At 70.3% G+C, this 19,240-nt stretch carries 18 protein-coding genes; 17 read left to right on the top strand and 1 reads right to left on the bottom strand.

The genetic code is table 11. The features are described 5' to 3' along the window. Position 1 precedes the first annotated feature (1 nt). The 11 genes from ruvX (at position 2) to nusB (ending at position 10,209) form a co-directional block, all read left to right on the top strand. Positions 2-466, top strand: coding sequence for a Holliday junction resolvase RuvX (ruvX, locus tag OG485_RS10170; RefSeq protein WP_328454536.1), 465 nt, complete (start codon positions 2-4; stop codon positions 464-466). A gap of 123 nt (positions 467-589) precedes the next feature. Next, complete coding sequence (gene mltG / locus OG485_RS10165) at positions 590-2,515, top strand: endolytic transglycosylase MltG (RefSeq protein WP_328667048.1); 1,926 nt, start codon at positions 590-592, stop codon at positions 2,513-2,515. After that, positions 2,496-3,344, top strand: a complete 849-nt coding sequence (locus OG485_RS10160; RefSeq protein WP_328667046.1) for a shikimate dehydrogenase — start codon at positions 2,496-2,498, stop codon at positions 3,342-3,344. Before mltG ends, OG485_RS10160 begins: the two co-directional genes overlap by 20 nt. Positions 3,345-3,386: 42 nt before the next feature. Continuing rightward, a complete protein-coding gene (locus OG485_RS10155; protein WP_328667045.1) occupies positions 3,387-3,761 on the top strand; it encodes a hypothetical protein in 375 nt (124 codons plus the stop codon). Between the two features lie 173 nt (positions 3,762-3,934). After that, positions 3,935-5,119 carry a chorismate synthase gene (aroC, locus tag OG485_RS10150; protein ID WP_328667043.1) on the top strand — a complete coding sequence of 395 codons (1,185 nt, stop codon included), beginning with the start codon at positions 3,935-3,937 and terminating at the stop codon, positions 5,117-5,119. Then, positions 5,116-5,634: a shikimate kinase gene (locus tag OG485_RS10145; RefSeq protein ID WP_328667041.1), complete on the top strand. Its 519-nt coding sequence runs from the start codon at positions 5,116-5,118 to the stop codon at positions 5,632-5,634. The genes aroC and OG485_RS10145 overlap by 4 nt, the downstream gene beginning before the upstream one ends. Next, on the top strand, positions 5,631-6,722 hold the full coding sequence (gene aroB / locus OG485_RS10140) for a 3-dehydroquinate synthase (protein WP_328667038.1): 1,092 nt from the start codon (positions 5,631-5,633) through the stop codon (positions 6,720-6,722). Before OG485_RS10145 ends, aroB begins: the two co-directional genes overlap by 4 nt. A gap of 192 nt (positions 6,723-6,914) precedes the next feature. Continuing rightward, a complete protein-coding gene (locus OG485_RS10135; protein ID WP_328667036.1) occupies positions 6,915-7,859 on the top strand; it encodes a Pro-rich N-terminal domain-containing protein in 945 nt (314 codons plus the stop codon). A gap of 180 nt (positions 7,860-8,039) precedes the next feature. Continuing rightward, positions 8,040-9,146 carry an aminopeptidase P family protein gene (locus OG485_RS10130; RefSeq protein ID WP_328667034.1) on the top strand — a complete coding sequence of 369 codons (1,107 nt, stop codon included), beginning with the start codon at positions 8,040-8,042 and terminating at the stop codon, positions 9,144-9,146. 59 nt (positions 9,147-9,205) lie between these two features. Beyond that, positions 9,206-9,772, top strand: a complete 567-nt coding sequence (gene efp, locus OG485_RS10125; RefSeq protein WP_261702763.1) for an elongation factor P — start codon at positions 9,206-9,208, stop codon at positions 9,770-9,772. Between the two features lie 2 nt (positions 9,773-9,774). Next, the gene (gene nusB / locus OG485_RS10120) at positions 9,775-10,209 is read left to right on the top strand and encodes a transcription antitermination factor NusB (protein WP_328667029.1); all 435 of its coding nucleotides are present in this window, start codon (positions 9,775-9,777) and stop codon (positions 10,207-10,209) included. A 224-nt stretch (positions 10,210-10,433) separates the two neighbouring features. Here the strand turns inward: nusB and bldD are convergent, their stop codons facing one another. Beyond that, positions 10,434-10,934 (bottom strand): transcriptional regulator BldD, encoded by a 501-nt coding sequence (bldD, locus tag OG485_RS10115; protein ID WP_037621142.1) that lies wholly within the window; start codon positions 10,932-10,934, stop codon positions 10,434-10,436. Positions 10,935-11,179: 245 nt separating this feature from the next. On the opposite strand from bldD, the gene pyrR reads away from it, so the two are divergent. The 6 genes from pyrR (at position 11,180) to carB (ending at position 19,154) form a co-directional block, all read left to right on the top strand. Then, a complete protein-coding gene (gene pyrR / locus OG485_RS10110) occupies positions 11,180-11,770 on the top strand; it encodes a bifunctional pyr operon transcriptional regulator/uracil phosphoribosyltransferase PyrR (RefSeq protein ID WP_328667022.1) in 591 nt (196 codons plus the stop codon). A gap of 82 nt (positions 11,771-11,852) precedes the next feature. Beyond that, positions 11,853-12,830: an aspartate carbamoyltransferase catalytic subunit gene (locus tag OG485_RS10105; protein WP_328667019.1), complete on the top strand. Its 978-nt coding sequence runs from the start codon at positions 11,853-11,855 to the stop codon at positions 12,828-12,830. 4 nt (positions 12,831-12,834) lie between these two features. Further along, positions 12,835-14,121 (top strand): dihydroorotase, encoded by a 1,287-nt coding sequence (locus tag OG485_RS10100; protein ID WP_328667016.1) that lies wholly within the window; start codon positions 12,835-12,837, stop codon positions 14,119-14,121. Beyond that, the gene (locus OG485_RS10095; RefSeq protein ID WP_328667014.1) at positions 14,118-14,684 is read left to right on the top strand and encodes a PH-like domain-containing protein; all 567 of its coding nucleotides are present in this window, start codon (positions 14,118-14,120) and stop codon (positions 14,682-14,684) included. The genes OG485_RS10100 and OG485_RS10095 overlap by 4 nt, the downstream gene beginning before the upstream one ends. After that, positions 14,681-15,853 carry a glutamine-hydrolyzing carbamoyl-phosphate synthase small subunit gene (gene carA, locus OG485_RS10090; protein WP_328667012.1) on the top strand — a complete coding sequence of 391 codons (1,173 nt, stop codon included), beginning with the start codon at positions 14,681-14,683 and terminating at the stop codon, positions 15,851-15,853. Before OG485_RS10095 ends, carA begins: the two co-directional genes overlap by 4 nt. Beyond that, entirely contained in the window at positions 15,846-19,154 is a 3,309-nt protein-coding gene (gene carB, locus OG485_RS10085; RefSeq protein WP_328667011.1) for a carbamoyl-phosphate synthase large subunit, read from the top strand. Before carA ends, carB begins: the two co-directional genes overlap by 8 nt. Positions 19,155-19,240 lie beyond the last annotated feature (86 nt).

Genomic DNA, 19,240 nt, shown 5'->3' with positions numbered 1-19,240 from the left:
CATGCGCAGAGGACGTCGGCTCGCGATCGACGTCGGGGACGCCCGGATCGGGGTCGCGTCGTGCGACCCCGACGGGATCCTGGCGACACCGGTGGAGACGGTCCCGGGGCGTGACATCCCGGCCGCCCACCGCCGGCTGCGGCAGCTCGTCGAGGAGTACGAGCCGATCGAGGTCGTCGTCGGACTCCCTCGCTCCCTCAAGGGGGGCGAGGGTCCCGCCGCGGTCAAGGTCCGCGCCTTCGCCCAGGAGCTCGCGGAAGGGATCGCTCCTGTTCCGGTACGGCTCGTGGATGAGAGGATGACCACGGTCACGGCCAGTCAGGGCTTGCGCGCCTCGGGCGTGAAGTCGAAGAAGGGCCGGTCCGTGATCGACCAGGCGGCAGCCGTCGTCATCCTTCAGCAGGCCCTCGAATCCGAACGGGTGTCAGGCAAGTCGCCCGGCGAGGGCGTCGAAGTGGTCATGTGATCGCGATACGGTAACGTTCCGCCCGATGCGGTGGTGTTCGAACAGCCGTCGCACAGTAAAGAGGCGGACGGGAGCCGGGCCATAGGAGCCGGCCGTTGCCGGCTCGCGGCTCGTAGGGGATCGATGACTGAGTATGGCCGGGGCTCTGGCTCCGAACCGTGGCATCCGGAGGACCCGTTGTACGGGGACGGCGGATGGGGCGGGCAGGCCGCCGACGGCCAGTCCGCCTACGACGGCGGCCAGCCGCAGCACTATCCGCAGCAGGGCGACTGGGGCCAGGGGCAGCAGTACCAGGGCCAGCAGTACCCGCCGCAGGGCCAGCACGGTCAGTACCCGGGCCAGCAGCAGTACCAGGACCAGCAGCAGTACCAGGACCAGCAGTTCCAGGGCCAGCAGCAGTACCCGAACCAGGGCCAGCAGCAGTACCCGGGGCAGGGCGGGCAGCAGTACCCGAACCAGGGGCAGCAGCAGTACCCCGGCCAGGGTCAGCAGCAGTACCCGAACCAGGGTCAGCAGCAGTACGACACCCAGGGCGGGCAGCAGTACCCGAACCAGGGGCAGCAGCAGTATCCGGGGCAGGGTCAGCAGCAGTACGACACCCAGGGCGGGCAGCAGTACCCGAACCAGGGGCAGCAGCAGTACGCGGACAACGGCACCGGCGCGCAGTCCCAGGTGCCGTACGCGGCCGACCCCGCCGACCCCTACGCGGGCCAGTACGCGGCTGAGCAGCCCGATGCCTACAACACCCCGGACGCCTATCCGCCGCCCGAGCCGCCGGCCCGGCGCCGGGCCGAGCCCGAACCCGAGCCGGACTGGGACCCGGGACCGGACCAGGGCGAGCACGCCTTCTTCGCCGGCGGCGACGACGAGGACGACCTCGACGAGGACGACGACGACCCGAAGAAGCGCCGGGGCCGCGGGGACCGCAAGGAGCCGCGGGGCGGCGGCAAGGAGCGCGACGGCAAGGGCAAGAAGCGCCGCAACGGCTTCGCCTGTCTGGTGGTCGTCATGGTCTTCGGCGGCGGTATCGCCGGAGCCGGGTATTTCGGGTACCAGTACTACCAGAATCGTTTCAGCGCGGCTCCCGACTTCGCGGGCGAGGGTTCGGGGCAAGTCCCCGTCGAGATTTCCAAGGGCGAGGTCGGTTATGTGATCGGCCAGAAGCTCAAAGCGGCCGGTGTCGTCAAGAGCGTGGACGCGTTCGTGTCCGCCCAGGCGGAGAATCCCAAGGGCAAGTCGATCCAGGCGGGTGCCTATATTCTGCGCAAGGGGATGTCGGCCAAGAGCGCCGTCGAGTTGATGCTCGACCCCAAGAGCCAGAACAACGTCACCGTGCGCGAGGGTCTGCGCAATGCCCAGGTGTACAAGTTGATCGACACGAAGCTCGGACTCGCCAAGGGCACCACCAGTGCCGTGGCGAAGAAGAAGTACAAGAGCCTCGGGCTGCCGAGCTGGGCGAACAGCGACAAGGACATAAAGGACCCCCTCGAGGGGTTCCTCTATCCGCTCACGTATCCCGCCGCCAAGGGCATGAAGCCCGAGGTCGTGCTGAAGAGCATGGTCGCGCAGGCCAACAAGAGGTACACGGCGTTGGGACTCGCGGCGAAGGCGAAGGCGCTCAAGCTCGACAACCCCCTTCAGGTGGTCACGGTCGCGAGCCTGGTCCAGGCCGAGGGCAAGACGCACGACGACTACCGCAAGATGGCCGAGGTCGTCTACAACCGTCTGAAGAGCACCAACACCGAGACCAATCAGAAGCTGCAGTTCGACTCGACCTTCAATTACCTGAAGGGCCAGAGCAAGATCAACATCGGCGAGTCCGAGATCAACAGCAATCCGGACCCGTACAACACGTATTACCACAGGGGTCTGCCGCCCGGTCCGATCGGTAATCCGGGCGACGACGCCTTCAGGGCGGTGTTCAACCCCACGAAGGACGGCTGGATGTATTTCGTGGCGACCGACGGTCAGAACAATACGGAATTCGCCAAGACCTTGGCCGAGTTCGAGGTACTCAAGGACAAGTTCAATGACAGCTCGGGCAACTGACGCTCGCCGGGCTGCCGTGCTCGGTTCGCCGATCGCGCACTCCCTCTCGCCGGTGCTGCACCGCGCCGCGTACCGGGAACTGGGCCTCGGCGCGTGGACGTACGACCGCTTCGAGATCGACGAGGCGGCGCTGCCCGCTTTCGTCGAGGGCCTCGGACCGGAGTGGGCCGGGCTGTCGCTGACCATGCCGCTCAAGCGGGCCGTCATGCCGCTGCTCGACGAGATCAGCGAGACGGCCGCCTCCGTCGAGGCCGTCAACACCGTCGTGTTCACCGAGGACGGGCGGCGCGTCGGCGACAACACCGACGTCCCCGGGATGGTCGCCGCGCTGCGCGAGCGGGGGATCGAGCAGGTCGACTCGGCCGCCGTTCTCGGCGCCGGCGCCACCGCCTCCTCCGCACTGGCCGCCCTCGCCCGGATCTGCACCGGTGAGGTCGTCGCGTACGTACGAAGCCGGGAGCGGGCCGCCGAGATGCGGCGGTGGGGCGAGCGCCTCGGCATCGAGGTGCGTACCGAGGACTGGGGCGACGCCGAACAGGCGCTGCGGGCGCCGCTGGTGATCGCCACTACTCCGGCCGGGACCACGGACGCGCTGGCCGCCGCCGTCCCGGGGCGCCCCACGACCCTCTTCGACGTGCTGTACGACCCCTGGCCGACCGACCTCGCGGCACGCTGGTCCGCGTACGGCGGAGCCGTGGTCGGCGGCCTCGACCTGCTCGTGCACCAGGCCGTGCTCCAGGTGGAGCAGATGACCGGGCGGCAGCCGGCCCCCGTGGGCGCCATGAGAAAAGCCGGGGAACACGCGCTCGCTTCCCGTAATATCCGCTGAGGTCCGCAGGGAGCGGAGCGCGGGGTAGGGGGAGTCAGGTACATGACCAGCGTGTCCACCGGGGTGCCACTGGCGTCCGGCAAGGGTGAGATTTTCGAGCTCGTTCTGAAGTTCCTGCCCGACTGGGTGCAGGTCACCGTTCTCGCGTTGATCGTGCTCGCCGTCCTCGGCTCGTGGATCCTGAAGCTCACGCGCAAGATCCGGTACTGGCGTGCCGTGCGGGCGGGTGTGCCCGTGCACGCCGCGGCGCAGTACGGACAGGGGCGCGGCGCGGACTACCTGGGCGCCTACGCTCCGCAGCAGAACCAGCAGGGCGGGCAGAACCAGCCCGCGCAGACCCCGGCACCGGCCGGGCAGAGCGGTGCCGACTTCCTCGGCGGCTACGCGCCCGGGCAGGGGCAGGACGGGGCGCGCTGAAGCCGCCGTCCGTGCCCGGCCGTCCCGCCTGATGGACCTGCGGCCGGTTCCCGCCTCCGGACGTGGGAGGATCGGACATGGCGGGCCTGGGCCGCGCACCCGGTCGCGCCGTCGCCGTACGCGAGGACACGTGTACGCAGCAGCAGTACAGGGCGCGAGCATGAGGAGCACCGTTGAGCAGGTTGCGCTGGCTGACCGCTGGGGAGTCCCACGGTCCCGCACTTGTCGCGACGCTGGAGGGTCTTCCCGCCGGCGTGCCGATCACGACGGAGATGGTCGGCGACCACCTCGCCCGGCGGCGCCTGGGCTATGGACGCGGTGCCCGGATGAAGTTCGAGCGTGACGAGGTCACCTTCCTGGGCGGTGTCCGGCACGGTCTCACCCTCGGCTCCCCGGTCGCGGTCATGGTCGGCAACACCGAATGGCCCAAGTGGGACCAGGTGATGGCGGCCGACCCGGTGGACCGGGAGATCCTCGACGGTCTGGCCCGCAACGCGCCGCTGACCCGGCCGCGGCCGGGTCACGCGGACCTGGCCGGGATGCAGAAGTACGGCTTCGACGAGGCCCGCCCGATCCTGGAGCGCGCCTCCGCCCGCGAGACCGCGGCCCGCGTCGCCCTCGGCGCCGTCGCCCGCTCGTACCTGAAGGAGACGGCCGGCATCGAGATCGTCTCGCACGTCGTCGAACTCTGCGCCGTGAAGGCCCCGCTGGGCGTGTACCCCACCCCGGCCGACGTCGAGAAGCTGGACGCCGACCCGCTGCGCTGCCTGGACGCGGACGCCTCGAAGGCGATGGTCGCCGAGGTCGACCAGGCCCACAAGGACGGCGACACCCTCGGCGGCGTCGTCGAGGTCCTCGCCTACGGCGTTCCCGTGGGTCTGGGCTCGCATGTGCACTGGGACCGTAAGCTGGACGCCCGGCTGGCCGGTGCCCTGATGGGCATCCAGGCGATCAAGGGCGTCGAGATCGGTGACGGCTTCGAACTGGCCCGGGTGCCCGGCTCCCAGGCACACGACGAGATCGTCAACACGCCCGAGGGCATCCGCCGTGTCTCGGGCCGCGCCGGCGGCACCGAGGGCGGTCTGAGCACCGGCGAGCTGCTGCGCGTGCGCGCCGCGATGAAGCCGATCGCCACCGTGCCGCGCGCGCTGGCCACCATCGACGTCGCCACCGGCGAGGCCGCCAAGGCCCACCACCAGCGCTCCGACGTCTCCGCGGTACCGGCCGCCGGCATCGTCGCCGAGGCCATGGTCGCCCTCGTCCTCGCGGACGCGGTGGCCGAGAAGTTCGGCGGCGACTCGGTCACCGAGACCCGCCGCAACGTCCGCTCCTACCTCGAGAACCTGGCCATCCGGTGACCGCAACCCCGCTTGTCGTCCTGGTCGGTCCGATGGGGGTCGGCAAGTCCACGGTCGGCGCGCTCGTCGCCGAACGGCTCGGCTGCGCCTACCGCGACACCGACGACGACATCGTGGCCGCCCAGGGCCGCACGATCGCCGACATCTTCCTCGACGAGGGCGAGGCGGCCTTCCGCGCGACCGAGAAGCAGGCGGTGCGCGAGGCGCTCGCCGAACACGACGGTGTGCTGGCGCTGGGCGGCGGTTCGGTCCTCGACGCCGACACCCGGGCGCTGCTCGCCGGCCACCAGGTCGTCTACCTCTCCATGGACGTGGAGGAGGCGGTGCAGCGCACCGGCCTGAACGCGGCCCGGCCGCTGCTCGCCGTCAACCCCCGCCGGCAGTGGCGCGAGCTGATGGAGGCCCGCCGTCACCTGTACACCGAAGTCGCCCGGGCGGTCGTGGCGACCGACGGCCGTACCCCCGATGAGGTCGCCCAAGGGGTCCTCGACGCACTGGAGTTGAAGCAAGCATGAGCCAGGCAGTGACCCGGGTCCAGGTCGGCGGCAGTGCGGGAACCGACCCCTACGAGGTCCTGATCGGCCGTCAGCTCCTCGGTGAGCTGGGCGGGTTGATCGGCGACCGGGCCAAGCGCGTCGCGGTGATCCACCCCGAGGCGCTCGCCGGCACCGGTGAGGCGCTGCGCGCCGACCTGGCCGAGCAGGGTTTCGAGGCCGTGGCGATCCAGGTGCCGAACGCGGAGGAGGCCAAGACCGCCGAGGTCGCGGCCTACTGCTGGAAGGCACTGGGCCAGTGCGGTTTCACCCGCACCGACGTCATCGTCGGCGTCGGCGGCGGCGCCACCACCGACCTGGCCGGTTTCGTGGCCGCGACCTGGCTGCGCGGGGTCCGCTGGATCGCCGTCCCCACCACGGTGCTCGCCATGGTGGACGCGGCGGTGGGCGGCAAGACGGGCATCAACACCGCCGAGGGCAAGAACCTCGTCGGCGCCTTCCACCCGCCTGCAGGCGTGCTGTGCGACCTGGCCGCGCTCGACTCGCTGCCGGTCAACGACTACGTCTCCGGGCTCGCGGAGATCATCAAGGCCGGCTTCATCGCCGACCCGGTGATCCTGGAACTCATCGAGTCCGACCCCGAGGCGGCCCGCACGCCCGCCGGCCCGCACACCGCCGAGCTGATCGAACGCTCCATCAAGGTCAAGGCCGAGGTCGTCTCCGGCGACCTCAAGGAGTCGGGGCTGCGCGAGATCCTCAACTACGGCCACACCCTCGCCCACGCCATCGAGAAGAACGAGCGCTACAAGTGGCGCCACGGCGCGGCCGTCTCCGTGGGCATGCACTTCGCCGCCGAACTCGGCCGTCTCGCGGGCCGGCTGGACGACGTGACCGCCGACCGGCACCGCACCATCCTCGAGTCCGTCGGTCTCCCGCTGAGCTACCGCTACGACCAGTGGCCCAAGCTCGTGGAGAACATGAAGGTCGACAAGAAGTCCCGGGGCGACCTGCTGCGCTTCATCGTCCTCGACGGACTGGCCAAGCCGACCGTCCTGGAGGGCCCGGATCCGGCCGTCCTGCTCGCGGCCTACGGCGAGGTCGGCGAGTAACGGGCGGCGCCCGGCGAGGACGTATGGTCCGGAGAACACCTGCTCAGCCCGTTTTGCCTCTCCTCACCGGGCACTTCGCACGGTCCCCGGCCGTTCACACAACGGCGGCCGGGGAAGGTACCGTTCGGTAGCGACGGGACCGGCGTCCCGTCCGCCAGCGCACATCGCCTGTACGAGACGGAGTGGCACCGGATGCAGCACGCAGTGGGGGCTCCGCTGCCGCCGCCCCACCAGCCGGGGCAAGGGCCGGCCGCCGGATGGTCGCCGGCCGGACAGTACCCGGGGCAGCAGGGCCCCGCGCCCGCTCCGGGCTTCGCCGGAGCGCCGGTGCCGCCCGGCGCCCCACCGGCCCAGGTGCCGCAGCATCATCTGCCACCGCATCAGATGCCCCAGCAGCCTCCGCAGCACCCGTCGGTGCAGCCTCCGCAGCACCCGTCGGTGCAGCCTCCGCAGCATCCGTCGGCGCAGCACCCGCCGGTGCCGCCCGCGCCGGACACCACCGGGCATGTGCGGCTGCCTCCGGGTGTGTCGGTGGCCATGCCGAGCCTGCCGCCCGCCACGGGCGCGCCCGACCCGGCGGCGACCACGCTCGCGGTCCTGCTCATCGGGCCCGCGGGCGCCGGGAAGACCAGCGTCGCCAAGTACTGGGCCGACCACCGCCGGGTGCCCACGGCCCACATCAGCCTCGACGACGTACGCGAATGGGTGCGCTCGGGCTTCGCCGACCCGCAGTCGGGCTGGAACGACCATTCCGAGGCGCAGTATCGTCTCGCCCGCCGCACCTGCGGCTTCGCCGCCCGCAACTTCCTGGCCAACGGCATCTCGTGCATCCTCGACGACGCCGTCTTCCCGGACCGGCCGGTCGTCGGCCTCGGCGGCTGGAAGCGGCACGTGGGTCCCGGGCTGCTGCCGGTCGTGCTCCTGCCGGGCCTGGAAGTGGTCCTTGAGCGCAACGCGGAGCGCTCGGGGAACCGCAGGCTCAGCGACGAGGAGGTCGCGCGCATCCACGGCCGCATGGCGGGCTGGTACGGCTCCGGGCTCCCGATCATCGACAACTCCCAGCTCGACGTGGCGGCCACGGCCCGCGTCCTGGACGACGTCCTGGCCCGCTCGATCGCCAGCCCGCCGCAGTGGTGAAAGGGTTCGGCCCGCCGAGGTGAAGAAAGGGTTCGGCCGGTCGCGGTTCTGAAGCGGTCCGGCCCGCCGCGGTGCTGAAACGGTCCGGCCCGCGGCCCCGTGGCCGCCCGTCCGGCGCCGGACCTACCCGTCCGGCCCTCTGAACCGGCGACATCCGGCCACCGCTCGTAGGCTCGGTTCATGCCAGAGGTGTACGCGACCCGCAGAGAGCGGCTCCGGGAGCGTTGTACGGCGGGCGGCAGCGCGACAGCGCTCGTCACCCGTCCCGCCAACGTGAGGTATCTCGCCGGCGCCGCGCCGCTCGGCGCGGTGCTGCTGCTCGGCAGCGACGAGGACATGCTGCTGTGCGCCGGCCCGCCGTCCGGCGAAGCCATGGAAGGGCGCCCCGACGAGGCGCTGGACGTCAGGGTGCTGCCGCGTGCCGGAGGTGATCCGGCCGTCGCCGCCGCGGGACTGGCGGCCGATCAGGGCGCCGAGTCCCTCGCGGTCGAGGAACACCACCTGACCGTGACCCGGCACCGCGCCCTCGGCTCGGTCGCGCCGCGCTTGCGCCTGGACGACCTGGGCGGCGCGGTGGAGCAGCTGCGCGTGATCAAGGACGAGGAGGAGATCTCCGCGCTGCGGATCGGCGCCGAGATCGCAGACCAGGCGCTCGGCGAACTCCTCGAGTCGATTCTCGTCGGCCGCACGGAGCGCCATCTCGCCCTGGAACTGGAGCGCCGGCTCGTCGACCACGGCGCCGACGGACCGGCCTTCGCGACCTCGGTCGGCACCGGCCCGAACTCGGGACGCCGCGGCCACCGGCCCAGTGACCGGCGTGTCGAGGAAGGCGACTTCCTCTCCGTCTGTCTCGGTGCGACCTACCGCGGCTACCGCTGTGAGATCGGTCGTACGTTCGTGATCGGCACCTCGCCCGCCGACTGGCAGATCGAGCTGTACGACCTCGTCTTCGCCGCCCAGCGCGCCGGCCGGGAGGCGCTGGCACCCGGCGCCGCCTACCGGGACGTGGACCGCGCGGCCCGTCAGGTACTGGACGCCGGAGGCCATACCGAAGGCCTTCCGCCCCTGACGGGACACGGGGTCGGGCTCGAAATCGACGAGGACCCGCAGCTTGCCCCCGCGGCCATGGGTAAACTGGACGCTTGCGTGCCGGTCACCGTCGAACCGGGGGTCCACCTTCCGGGCCGGGGCGGTGTCAGGATCGATGACACGCTCGTCGTACGCCCTGAGGCGGACGGCGGACCCGAGCTACTCACCATCACGACCAAGGAACTGCTCGCGCTCTAGCTTTCGAGCTGCGTGCGTGCGCCGGGGTCGTCCACGTCAGTCCAGGAGATTCCGCAACCGTGGCTTCCACGAACGACCTCAAGAACGGCCTGGTGCTCAAGCTCGACGGAGGCCAGCTCTGGTCCGTCGTCGAGTTCCAGCACGTCAAGCCCGGCAAGGGCCCGGCCTTCGTGCGCACCAAGCTGAAGAACGTGCTCTCCGGCAAGGTCGTCGACAAGACGTTCAACGCCGGCGTCAAGGTCGAGACGGCCACGATCGACAAGCGCGACATGCAGTTCTCGTACATGGACGGCGAGTACTTCGTCTTCATGGACATGGAGACGTACGACCAGCTCATGGTCGACCGCAAGGCCGTCGCCGACGCTGCCAACTTCCTCATTGAGGGCTTCACGGCCAGCGTTGCCCAGCACGAGGGCGAGGTGCTCTTCGTCGAGCTGCCGGCCGCCGTCGAGCTGGTCATCCAGGAGACCGAGCCGGGTGTCCAGGGCGACCGCTCCACCGGTGGCACCAAGCCCGCCACCCTGGAGACCGGCCACCAGATCCAGGTCCCGCTCTTCATCACCACCGGTGAGAAGATCAAGGTCGACACCCGCACCAGCGACTACCTCGGCCGGGTGAACAGCTAACCGTGGCTGCCCGCAACACGGCCCGCAAGCGCGCCTTCCAGATCCTCTTCGAGGGCGACCAGCGCGGTGTGGACGTACTGACGGTCCTCGCGGACTGGATCCGGCACTCCCGGTCTGACACCCGGCAGCCGCCGGTCAGCGAATACACGATGGAGCTGGTCGAGGGCTACGCCACCAAGGTGCGGCGGATCGACGACCTGCTCGCGCAGTACGCCGTCGGCTGGACGCTGGACAGGATGCCGGTCGTCGACCGCAACATCCTGCGCCTCGGTGCCTACGAGCTGATCTGGGTCGACGAGACCCCGGACGCCGTGGTGCTCGACGAGGCGGTGCAGCTGGCGAAGGAGTTCTCCACGGACGAGTCGCCCTCGTTCGTGAACGGCCTGCTGGGCCGGCTGAAGGACCTGAAGCCGTCGCTCCGCCGCGACGAGGACTGACCGGCAGCAGCAACCGCCGTAGCCGTACGGCCCCAAGGGGGCGTACGGAACGCCGGAGGGCCCGCAGCGTGATCGCTGCGGGCCCTCCGGCGTTCCTGTACCCCGACGACTCCCCAGGCCCGCAGAACAGATTCTCCGGGCCCGCAGACGGCCGCCGGGGTGGCCGGAACCATCAGGTTCCGGCCACCCCGGCGGCACGTTTCTGCTGAGCTGTCCTAAGGGATTCAGCCCTCGTCGTGGGCGACTGCGCGGCGCGCGTCCGCGTCCAGGACGCCCCAGCTGATCAGCTGCTCGGTCAGGACCGAGGGGGACTGGTCGTAGATCACGGCGAGGGTGCGCAGGTCGTCCTGGCGGATCGACAGCACCTTGCCGTTGTAGTCGCCGCGCTGCGACTGGATCGTCGCCGCGTAGCGCTGGAGCGGGCCCGCCTTCTCGGCCGGCACGTGCGCGAGCCGCTCGAGGTCGAGGACCAGCTTCGGCGGCGGCTCGGCGGCCCCGCCCGGAGTGGTGCCGGGCAGCAGCTCCTGGACCGGAACCCCGTAGAAGTCCGCCAGCTCGGCGAGACGCTGTACGGTGACGGCGCGGTCGCCGCGCTCGTACGAACCGACCACGACCGCCTTCCAGCGGCCCTGCGACTTCTCCTCCACGCCATGGAGGGAAAGGCCCTGCTGGGTGCGGATGGCGCGGAGCTTGGCCCCGAGCTGTTTGGCGTATTCGCTGGACATATAGCTCCCCGGACGCTGTATCAACGTGCGGCTCCGCCGCGCGGCTGGTAACTCACTGTGAGGTTACGCAGCGTTACTCTCCCCCGTCAAGCCGAAGGATTTTCGACCGGTCCCCGCACGGGGGTCACCACGGGTGGCTCAAAGGGGGGTGATCAGGTCCGTTGCCGGGCTGGTACCGTTGATGGCGCAAATCCGACGTCCTTTAATGATCCGTCCCGTGAGGCGGAGAAGGAGGTCCGTTTCTTATGGACACCGAGCACGACAAGCAGCAGTACGAAGCCGATGCGCGGCCCGTTCTGGAGGCGCCCGACATCGCGCGGGTGCTGACCCGCATCGCCCACGAGATCGTCGAACGCGCCAAGGGCGCCGACGACGTGGTGCTCCTCGGCATTCCGACCAGGGGCGTTTTCCTGGCCCGCAGACTGGCCGAGAAGCTCCAGGAGATCACCGACCGCAAGATCCCGGTCGGCTCCCTCGACATCACCATGTACCGCGACGACCTGCGCATGCACCCGCCCCGTGCGCTGGCCCGCACCGAGATCCCCGGTGACGGCATCGACGGCCGCCTCGTCGTCCTCGTCGACGACGTGCTCTTCTCCGGCCGCACCATCCGCGCCGCGCTCGACGCGCTGAACGACATCGGCCGGCCGCGCGCCGTGCAGCTCGCGGTCCTCGTCGACCGGGGCCACCGCGAACTGCCCATCCGCGCCGACTACGTCGGCAAGAACCTCCCCACGTCGTTGCGGGAGACGGTCAAGGTCCAGCTCGCCGAGGAGGACGGTCGCGACACCGTGCTGCTCGGTGCCAAGCGGACCTCCCCGGGCGAGCGCCAGTAGCACTCCGGCCCGTGCCGCGACGTGCGCTCCCGCGCGCCCGCATGCCCGAATCCTCCCTGAACTTCCCTACGGAGCCTGACAGATGCAGCGTCATCTCATCTCGGCCGCCGACCTCACCCGCGACGACGCCGTCCTGATCCTCGACACCGCCGAGGAGATGGCCCGGGTCGCCGACCGGCCGATCAAGAAACTGCCGACCCTGCGCGGCCGCACGATCGTCAACCTCTTCTTCGAGGACTCGACGCGCACCCGGATCTCCTTCGAGGCCGCAGAGAAGCGCCTCTCCGCGGACGTCATCAACTTCACCGCCAAGGGGTCGAGCGTCTCCAAGGGCGAGTCCCTCAAGGACACCGCCCAGACCCTGGAGGCGATGGGTGTCGACGCCGTCGTCATCCGGCACGGCGCCTCCGGAGCCCCCTACCGGCTCGCCACCTCCGACTGGATCGACGCCGCCGTCATCAACGCGGGCGACGGCACCCACCAGCACCCCACACAGGCCCTGCTCGACGCCTTCACCATGCGCCGCCGCCTCGTCGGCCGGGACGCCGGGCTCGGCCAGGACCTGTCCGGCAAGCGCATCACGATCGTCGGCGACGTCCTGCACAGCCGCGTCGCCCGCTCCAACGTGGACCTGCTGCACACCCTCGGGGCCGAGGTCACCCTCGTCGCGCCGCCCACCCTGGTGCCGGTCGGCGTGGAGAGCTGGCCCTGCGAGATCTCGTACGACCTCGACAGCACGCTCTCCAAGTCCGACGCCGTGATGATGCTGCGCGTGCAGCGCGAGCGGATGAACGCGGCGTTCTTCCCCACCGAGCGCGAGTACTCGCGTCGCTACGGGCTCGACGGCGACCGCATGGCGAAAATGCCGGAGCACGCCATCGTGATGCACCCCGGTCCGATGGTCCGCGGCATGGAGATCACCGCGGAGGTCGCCGACTCCGAGCGCTGCACCGTCGTCGAGCAGGTCGCCAACGGTGTCTCCATCCGCATGGCCGTCCTGTACCTGCTCCTGGGCGGCAACGAGCCCGCCGTCACCCACACCCGTACCGAGGAGAAGTAAGAACATGAGCAAGATCCTTATCCGTGGTGCGAGGGTGCTCGGCGGCGAGCCGCAGGACGTCCTGATCGACGGCGAGGTCGTCGAGGCCGTCGGCACCGGGCTGTCGGCCGAGGGCGCGGAGGTCGTCGAGGCCGACGGCAAGGTGCTGCTGCCGGGTCTGGTCGACCTGCACACCCATCTGCGCGAGCCCGGCCGCGAGGACTCCGAGACCGTGCTGACCGGCACGCGCGCCGCGGCGAGCGGCGGCTTCACGGCCGTGTTCGCCATGGCCAACACCTTCCCGGTCGCCGACACCGCCGGCGTGGTCGAGCAGGTCTACCGGCTCGGCCAGGAGCACGGCTACTGCGACGTGCAGCCCATCGGCGCCGTCACCGTCGGCCTGGAGGGCAAGAAGCTCGCCGAGCTGGGAGCCATGCACGAGTCCGCCGCCGGTGTCACGGTCTTCTCCGACGACGGCAAGTGCGTCGACGACGCGGTGATCATGCGCCGCGCGCTGGAGTACGTGAAGGCCTTCGGCGGTGTCGTCGCCCAGCACGCCCAGGAGCCCCGCCTCACCGAGGGCGCCCAGATGAACGAGGGCGTCGTCTCCGCCGAGCTCGGTCTCGGCGGCTGGCCCGCGGTGGCCGAGGAGTCGATCATCGCCCGGGACGTCCTGCTCGCCGAGCACGTCGGCTCCCGCGTCCACATCTGCCACCTGTCGACCGCCGGTTCCGTCGAGATCGTCCGCTGGGCCAAGTCCCGCGGCATCGACGTCACCGCCGAGGTCACCCCGCACCACCTGCTCCTCACCGACGAACTGGTGCGCTCGTACAACCCGGTCTACAAGGTCAACCCGCCGCTGCGCACCGAGCGCGACGTCATGGCGCTGCGCGAGGCCCTCGCCGACGGCACGATCGACATCGTCGCCACCGACCACGCGCCGCACCCGCACGAGGACAAGGACTGCGAGTGGGCCGCCGCCGCCATGGGCATGGTCGGTCTTGAGACCGCGCTGTCCGTCGTCCAGCAGACGATGGTCGAGACGGGACTGCTCGACTGGGCCGGCGTCGCCGACCGCATGTCCGTGAAGCCCGCCGCGATCGGCCGGGCCACCGGCCACGGACGTCCCGTCTCGGCAGGTGAGCCCGCCAACCTCACCCTCGTCGACACCGCATACCGTGGGACGGTGGACCCCGCTGGCTTCGCCTCGCGCAGCCGCAACACCCCCTACGAGGGCCGTGAGCTGCCGGGCCGGGTCACCCACACCTGGCTGCGGGGCAAGGCCACCCTCGTCGACGGGAAGCTCGCGTGACACCTCTCCTCTCCATCGCCGCCGCACAGAAGTCCGCGGAAGTGACCGACTGGCCCGCCCGGGTCGGCTGGCTCGTCGGCCTCGCGCTCTTCGTCGCGCTCGTCTACTGGCTGATGCGCGAGGGCTGGAAGTGGCGCGGCACCCTCCAGGGCGATCTGCCCGAGCTTCCCGACGCGCCGGAAGACCCCGGTCCGGCGAGACTGAGCATGAGCGGCCGCTACCACGGCTCCACCACCGCCGGGCAGTGGCTCGACCGCATCGTGGCCCACGGCCTGGGCACCCGCAGCCGGGTCGAGCTCACCCTGACGGACGCGGGACTGGACGTCGTACGCCCCGGAGCCGGCGATTTCTTCATTCCGGTCTCGCAGCTGCGCGAGGCCCGGCTCGACAAGGGCATCGCGGGCAAGGTCCTCACCGAGGGCGGACTCCTCGTCGTCACCTGGGCGCACGGCGACAGGCTCCTCGACTCCGGATTCCGTTCGGACCACGCGGCCGAGCACAACGAATGGGCCGACACCCTGAACGACATGATCAACAAGACGGAAACGGAAGGCGCACGATGACGACCTCCACTCAGGGGAACGCCTCACAGAGGGAAAAGGCGCTTCCTGCCGTACTCGTCCTGGAGGACGGCCGGGTCTTCCGCGGCCGTTCCTACGGGGCCGTGGGGGAGACCTTCGGCGAAGCGGTGTTCTCCACCGGCATGACCGGCTACCAGGAGACCCTCACCGACCCGTCCTACCACCGCCAGGTCGTCGTGATGACCGCCCCGCACGTCGGCAACACGGGCGTCAACGACGAGGACCCCGAGTCGGGGCGGATCTGGGTCGCCGGGTACGTCGTCCGCGACCCCGCGCGCGTGCCCTCCAACTGGCGCTCGCGGCGCTCCCTGGACGAGGAACTGCGGAGCCAGGGTGTCGTCGGCATCAGCGGCATCGACACCCGCGCCCTCACCCGCCATCTGCGCGAGCGCGGTGCCATGCGCGTCGGCATCTTCTCCGGCAACGCGCTGCCCGACGCGGGCACCATGCTCGCCGAGGTGCGTCAGGTGCCCGAGATGAAGGGCGCGAACCTCGCCGCCGAGGTCGCCACCAAGGAGACGTACGTCGTCCCCGCGATCGGTGAGAAGAAGTTCACCGTCGCCGCCGTCGACCTGGGCATCAAGGGCATGACCCCGCACCGGATGGCCGAACGCGGCATCGAAGTGCACGTACTCCCCGCCACGGCCACTGCCGAGGACATCTACGCGGTGAACCCCGACGGCGTCTTCTTCTCCAACGGCCCGGGCGACCCGGCCACCGCCGACGGCCCCGTGGCGGTCATGCGGGAAGTGCTCGCCCGGAAGACCCCGCTCTTCGGCATCTGCTTCGGCAACCAGATCCTCGGCCGCGCCCTCGGCTTCGGCACGTACAAGCTGAAGTACGGCCACCGCGGCATCAACCAGCCGGTGCAGGACCGTACGACCGGCAAGGTCGAGGTCACCGCGCACAACCACGGCTTCGCCGTCGACGCCCCGCTCGACAAGGTCTCCGAGACCCCCTTCGGCCGCGTCGAGGTCTCCCACGTCTGCCTCAACGACAACGTGGTGGAGGGCCTCCAGCTGCTCGACCAGCCGGCCTTCAGCGTCCAGTACCACCCCGAAGCGGCGGCAGGACCGCACGACGCCGCCTACCTGTTCGACCGCTTCACGTCTTTGATGGAAACAGTTCTGATGGAGGGCCAGCGTGCCTAAGCGCACCGATATCCAGTCCGTCCTGGTCATCGGCTCCGGCCCGATCGTCATCGGCCAGGCCGCCGAGTTCGACTACTCCGGCACCCAGGCGTGCCGCGTCCTGCGCGCCGAGGGCCTGCGCGTCATCCTCGTCAACTCCAACCCGGCGACGATCATGACCGACCCGGAGATCGCCGACGCCACCTACGTCGAGCCGATCACCCCCGAGTTCGTCGAGAAGATCATCGCCAAGGAGCGCCCCGACGTCCTGCTGCCGACGCTCGGCGGCCAGACGGCCCTCAACACCGCGATCTCCATGCACGAGCAGGGTGTGCTGGAGAAGTACGGCGTCGAGCTCATCGGCGCCAACATCGAGGCGATCAACAAGGGCGAGGACCGCGACCTCTTCAAGGGCGTCGTCGAGGCCGTGCGCCAGAAGATCGGCCACGGCGAGTCCGCCCGGTCGGTCATCTGCCACACCATGGACGACGTCATCAAGGGCGTCGACACGCTCGGCGGGTACCCCGTCGTCGTCCGCCCCTCCTTCACCATGGGCGGCGCCGGCTCCGGCTTCGCCCACGACGAGGACGAACTGCGCCGCATCGCCGGCCAGGGCCTCACGCTCTCCCCGACCACCGAGGTGCTCCTGGAGGAGTCCATCCTCGGCTGGAAGGAGTACGAGCTGGAGCTGATGCGCGACAAGAACGACAACGTCGTGGTCGTCTGCTCCATCGAGAACTTCGACCCGATGGGCGTCCACACCGGCGACTCCATCACCGTCGCCCCGGCCATGACGCTGACCGACCGCGAGTACCAGCGGCTGCGCGACATCGGCATCGCGATCATCCGCGAGGTCGGCGTCGACACCGGCGGCTGCAACATCCAGTTCGCGATCGACCCCGAAGACGGCCGCATCATCGTCATCGAGATGAACCCGCGCGTCTCGCGGTCCTCGGCCCTCGCCTCCAAGGCGACCGGCTTCCCCATCGCCAAGATCGCGGCCAAGCTCGCCGTCGGCTACACGCTCGACGAGATCCCGAACGACATCACCGAGAAGACCCCGGCCTCCTTCGAGCCGACCCTCGACTACGTCGTCGTGAAGGCCCCGCGCTTCGCCTTCGAGAAGTTCCCCTCCGCCGACTCCACCCTCACGACCACCATGAAGTCGGTCGGCGAGGCCATGGCGATCGGCCGCAACTTCACCGAGGCGCTGCAGAAGGCGCTGCGCTCGCTGGAGAAGAAGGGCAGCCAGTTCACCTTCGTGGGTGAGCCCGGTGACAAGGACGAGCTGCTGCGCGAGGCCGTCCGGCCCACCGACGGCCGCATCAACTCCGTCATGCAGGCCATCCGCGCGGGCGCCACACAGGAGGAGGTCTTCGAGTCCACGAAGATCGACCCGTGGTTCGTCGACCAGCTCTTCCTGATCAAGGAGATCGCGGACGAGCTGGCCGCCGCGGACAAGCTCTATCCCGAGCTGCTCGCCGAGGCCAAGCGGCACGGCTTCTCCGACGTCCAGATCGCCGAGATCCGCGGGCTGCGCGAGGACGTCGTCCGCGAGGTGCGGCACGCGCTGGGCGTGCGCCCGGTCTACAAGACGGTCGACACCTGCGCCGCCGAGTTCGCCGCCAACACGCCGTACTTCTACTCCTCCTACGACGAGGAGACCGAGGTCGCGCGGCGCGAGAAGCCCGCGGTGATCATCCTGGGCTCCGGCCCGAACCGCATCGGCCAGGGCATCGAGTTCGACTACTCCTGCGTCCACGCCTCCTTCGCGCTCAGCGACGCGGGCTACGAGACCGTGATGGTCAACTGCAACCCTGAGACCGTCTCCACGGACTACGACACCTCCGACCGCCTGTACTTCGAGCCGCTGACGCTGGAGGACGTGCTGGAGATCGTCCACGCGGAGTCGCTCGCCGGCCCGATCGCCGGTGTGATCGTGCAGCTCGGCGGCCAGACCCCGCTCGGCCTGGCACAGGCGCTCAAGGACAACGGTGTGCCGATCGTGGGCACCCCGCCCGAGGCGATCCACGCCGCCGAGGACCGCGGAGCCTTCGGACGGGTCCTCGCGGAGGCGGGTCTGCCGGCCCCCAAGCACGGCACCGCCACCACCTTCACCGAGGCCAAGGCCATCGCCGACGAGATCGGCTACCCCGTCCTCGTCCGCCCCTCCTACGTCCTCGGCGGGCGCGGCATGGAGATCGTGTACGACGAGACGCGGCTGTCCTCGTACATCGCCGAGTCGACCGAGATCAGCCCCTCCCGGCCGGTGCTGGTCGACCGGTTCCTCGACGACGCGATCGAGATCGACGTCGACGCGCTGTACGACGGCGAGGAGCTCTACCTCGGCGGCGTCATGGAGCACATCGAGGAGGCCGGCATCCACTCCGGCGACTCGGCGTGCGCGCTGCCGCCGATCACCCTCGGCGGGTTCGACATCAAGCGGCTGCGCGCCTCGACCGAGGCCATCGCCAAGGGCGTCGGCGTCCGCGGCCTGATCAACATCCAGTTCGCGATGGCCGGCGACATCCTCTACGTCCTCGAAGCCAACCCGCGCGCCTCCCGCACCGTCCCCTTCACCTCGAAGGCGACCGCGGTGCCGCTCGCGAAGGCCGCCGCCCGCATCTCGCTGGGCGCGACCGTCGCCGAGCTGCGCGCCGAGGGCCTGCTCCCGGCGAACGGCGACGGCGGCACCCTGCCGCTCGACGCGCCGATCTCCGTCAAGGAGGCCGTCATGCCGTGGTCGCGCTTCCGCGACATCCACGGCCGCGGCGTCGACACGGTGCTCGGCCCGGAGATGCGCTCCACCGGCGAGGTCATGGGCATCGACTCGGCGTTCGGGACGGCGTACGCCAAGTCGCAGGCGGGCGCCTACGGCCCGCTGCCCACCAAGGGCCGCGCCTTCATCTCGGTCGCCAACCGCGACAAGCGCTCGATGATCTTCCCGGCGCGCGAACTCGTGGCCCACGGCTTCGAGCTGATGGCCACCTCCGGCACGGCCGAGGTGCTCAAGCGCAACGGCATCAACGCCACGGTCGTGCGCAAGCAGAGCGAGGGCGAGGGCCCCAACGGCGAGAAGACCATCGTCCAGCTCATCCACGACGGCGAGGTCGACCTCATCGTCAACACGCCGTACGGCACCGGCGGCCGCCTCGACGGCTACGAGATCCGCACGGCGGCCGTGGCCCGCTCGGTCCCGTGCCTGACGACGGTGCAGGCGCTCGCCGCCGCCGTCCAGGGCATCGACGCGCTCAACCACGGAGACGTGGGCGTGCGCTCACTCCAGGAACACGCCGAACATCTGACCGCGGCGCGCGACTAGCAGCCCTGAGGGGGACACCGGAAACGGTGTCCCCCTCTTCATGAGGCCCCCCTCTTCGCGAGGCCCCCTGCCCCTTCAAGAGGCGC

Source organism: Streptomyces sp. NBC_00328 (assembly GCF_036139655.1).
Lineage (GTDB): Bacteria > Actinomycetota > Actinomycetes > Streptomycetales > Streptomycetaceae > Streptomyces.
This window is presented reverse-complemented; position numbering and strand designations above follow the sequence as displayed.

Excerpts from the sequence above, each read along its gene's own strand:
- ruvX (WP_328454536.1), top strand. The coding sequence starts at position 2 with ATGCGCAGAGGACGTCGGCTCGCGATCGACGTCGGGGACGCCCGGATC.
- mltG (WP_328667048.1), top strand. The coding sequence starts at position 590 with ATGACTGAGTATGGCCGGGGCTCTGGCTCCGAACCGTGGCATCCGGAG.
- OG485_RS10160 (WP_328667046.1), top strand. The coding sequence starts at position 2,496 with ATGACAGCTCGGGCAACTGACGCTCGCCGGGCTGCCGTGCTCGGTTCG.
- OG485_RS10155 (WP_328667045.1), top strand. The coding sequence starts at position 3,387 with ATGACCAGCGTGTCCACCGGGGTGCCACTGGCGTCCGGCAAGGGTGAG.
- aroB (WP_328667038.1), top strand. The coding sequence starts at position 5,631 with ATGAGCCAGGCAGTGACCCGGGTCCAGGTCGGCGGCAGTGCGGGAACC.
- OG485_RS10135 (WP_328667036.1), top strand. The coding sequence starts at position 6,915 with ATGCAGCACGCAGTGGGGGCTCCGCTGCCGCCGCCCCACCAGCCGGGG.
- OG485_RS10130 (WP_328667034.1), top strand. The coding sequence starts at position 8,040 with ATGCCAGAGGTGTACGCGACCCGCAGAGAGCGGCTCCGGGAGCGTTGT.
- bldD (WP_037621142.1), bottom strand. The coding sequence starts at position 10,934 with ATGTCCAGCGAATACGCCAAACAGCTCGGGGCCAAGCTCCGCGCCATC.
- pyrR (WP_328667022.1), top strand. The coding sequence starts at position 11,180 with ATGGACACCGAGCACGACAAGCAGCAGTACGAAGCCGATGCGCGGCCC.
- OG485_RS10105 (WP_328667019.1), top strand. The coding sequence starts at position 11,853 with ATGCAGCGTCATCTCATCTCGGCCGCCGACCTCACCCGCGACGACGCC.
- OG485_RS10100 (WP_328667016.1), top strand. The coding sequence starts at position 12,835 with ATGAGCAAGATCCTTATCCGTGGTGCGAGGGTGCTCGGCGGCGAGCCG.
- carA (WP_328667012.1), top strand. The coding sequence starts at position 14,681 with ATGACGACCTCCACTCAGGGGAACGCCTCACAGAGGGAAAAGGCGCTT.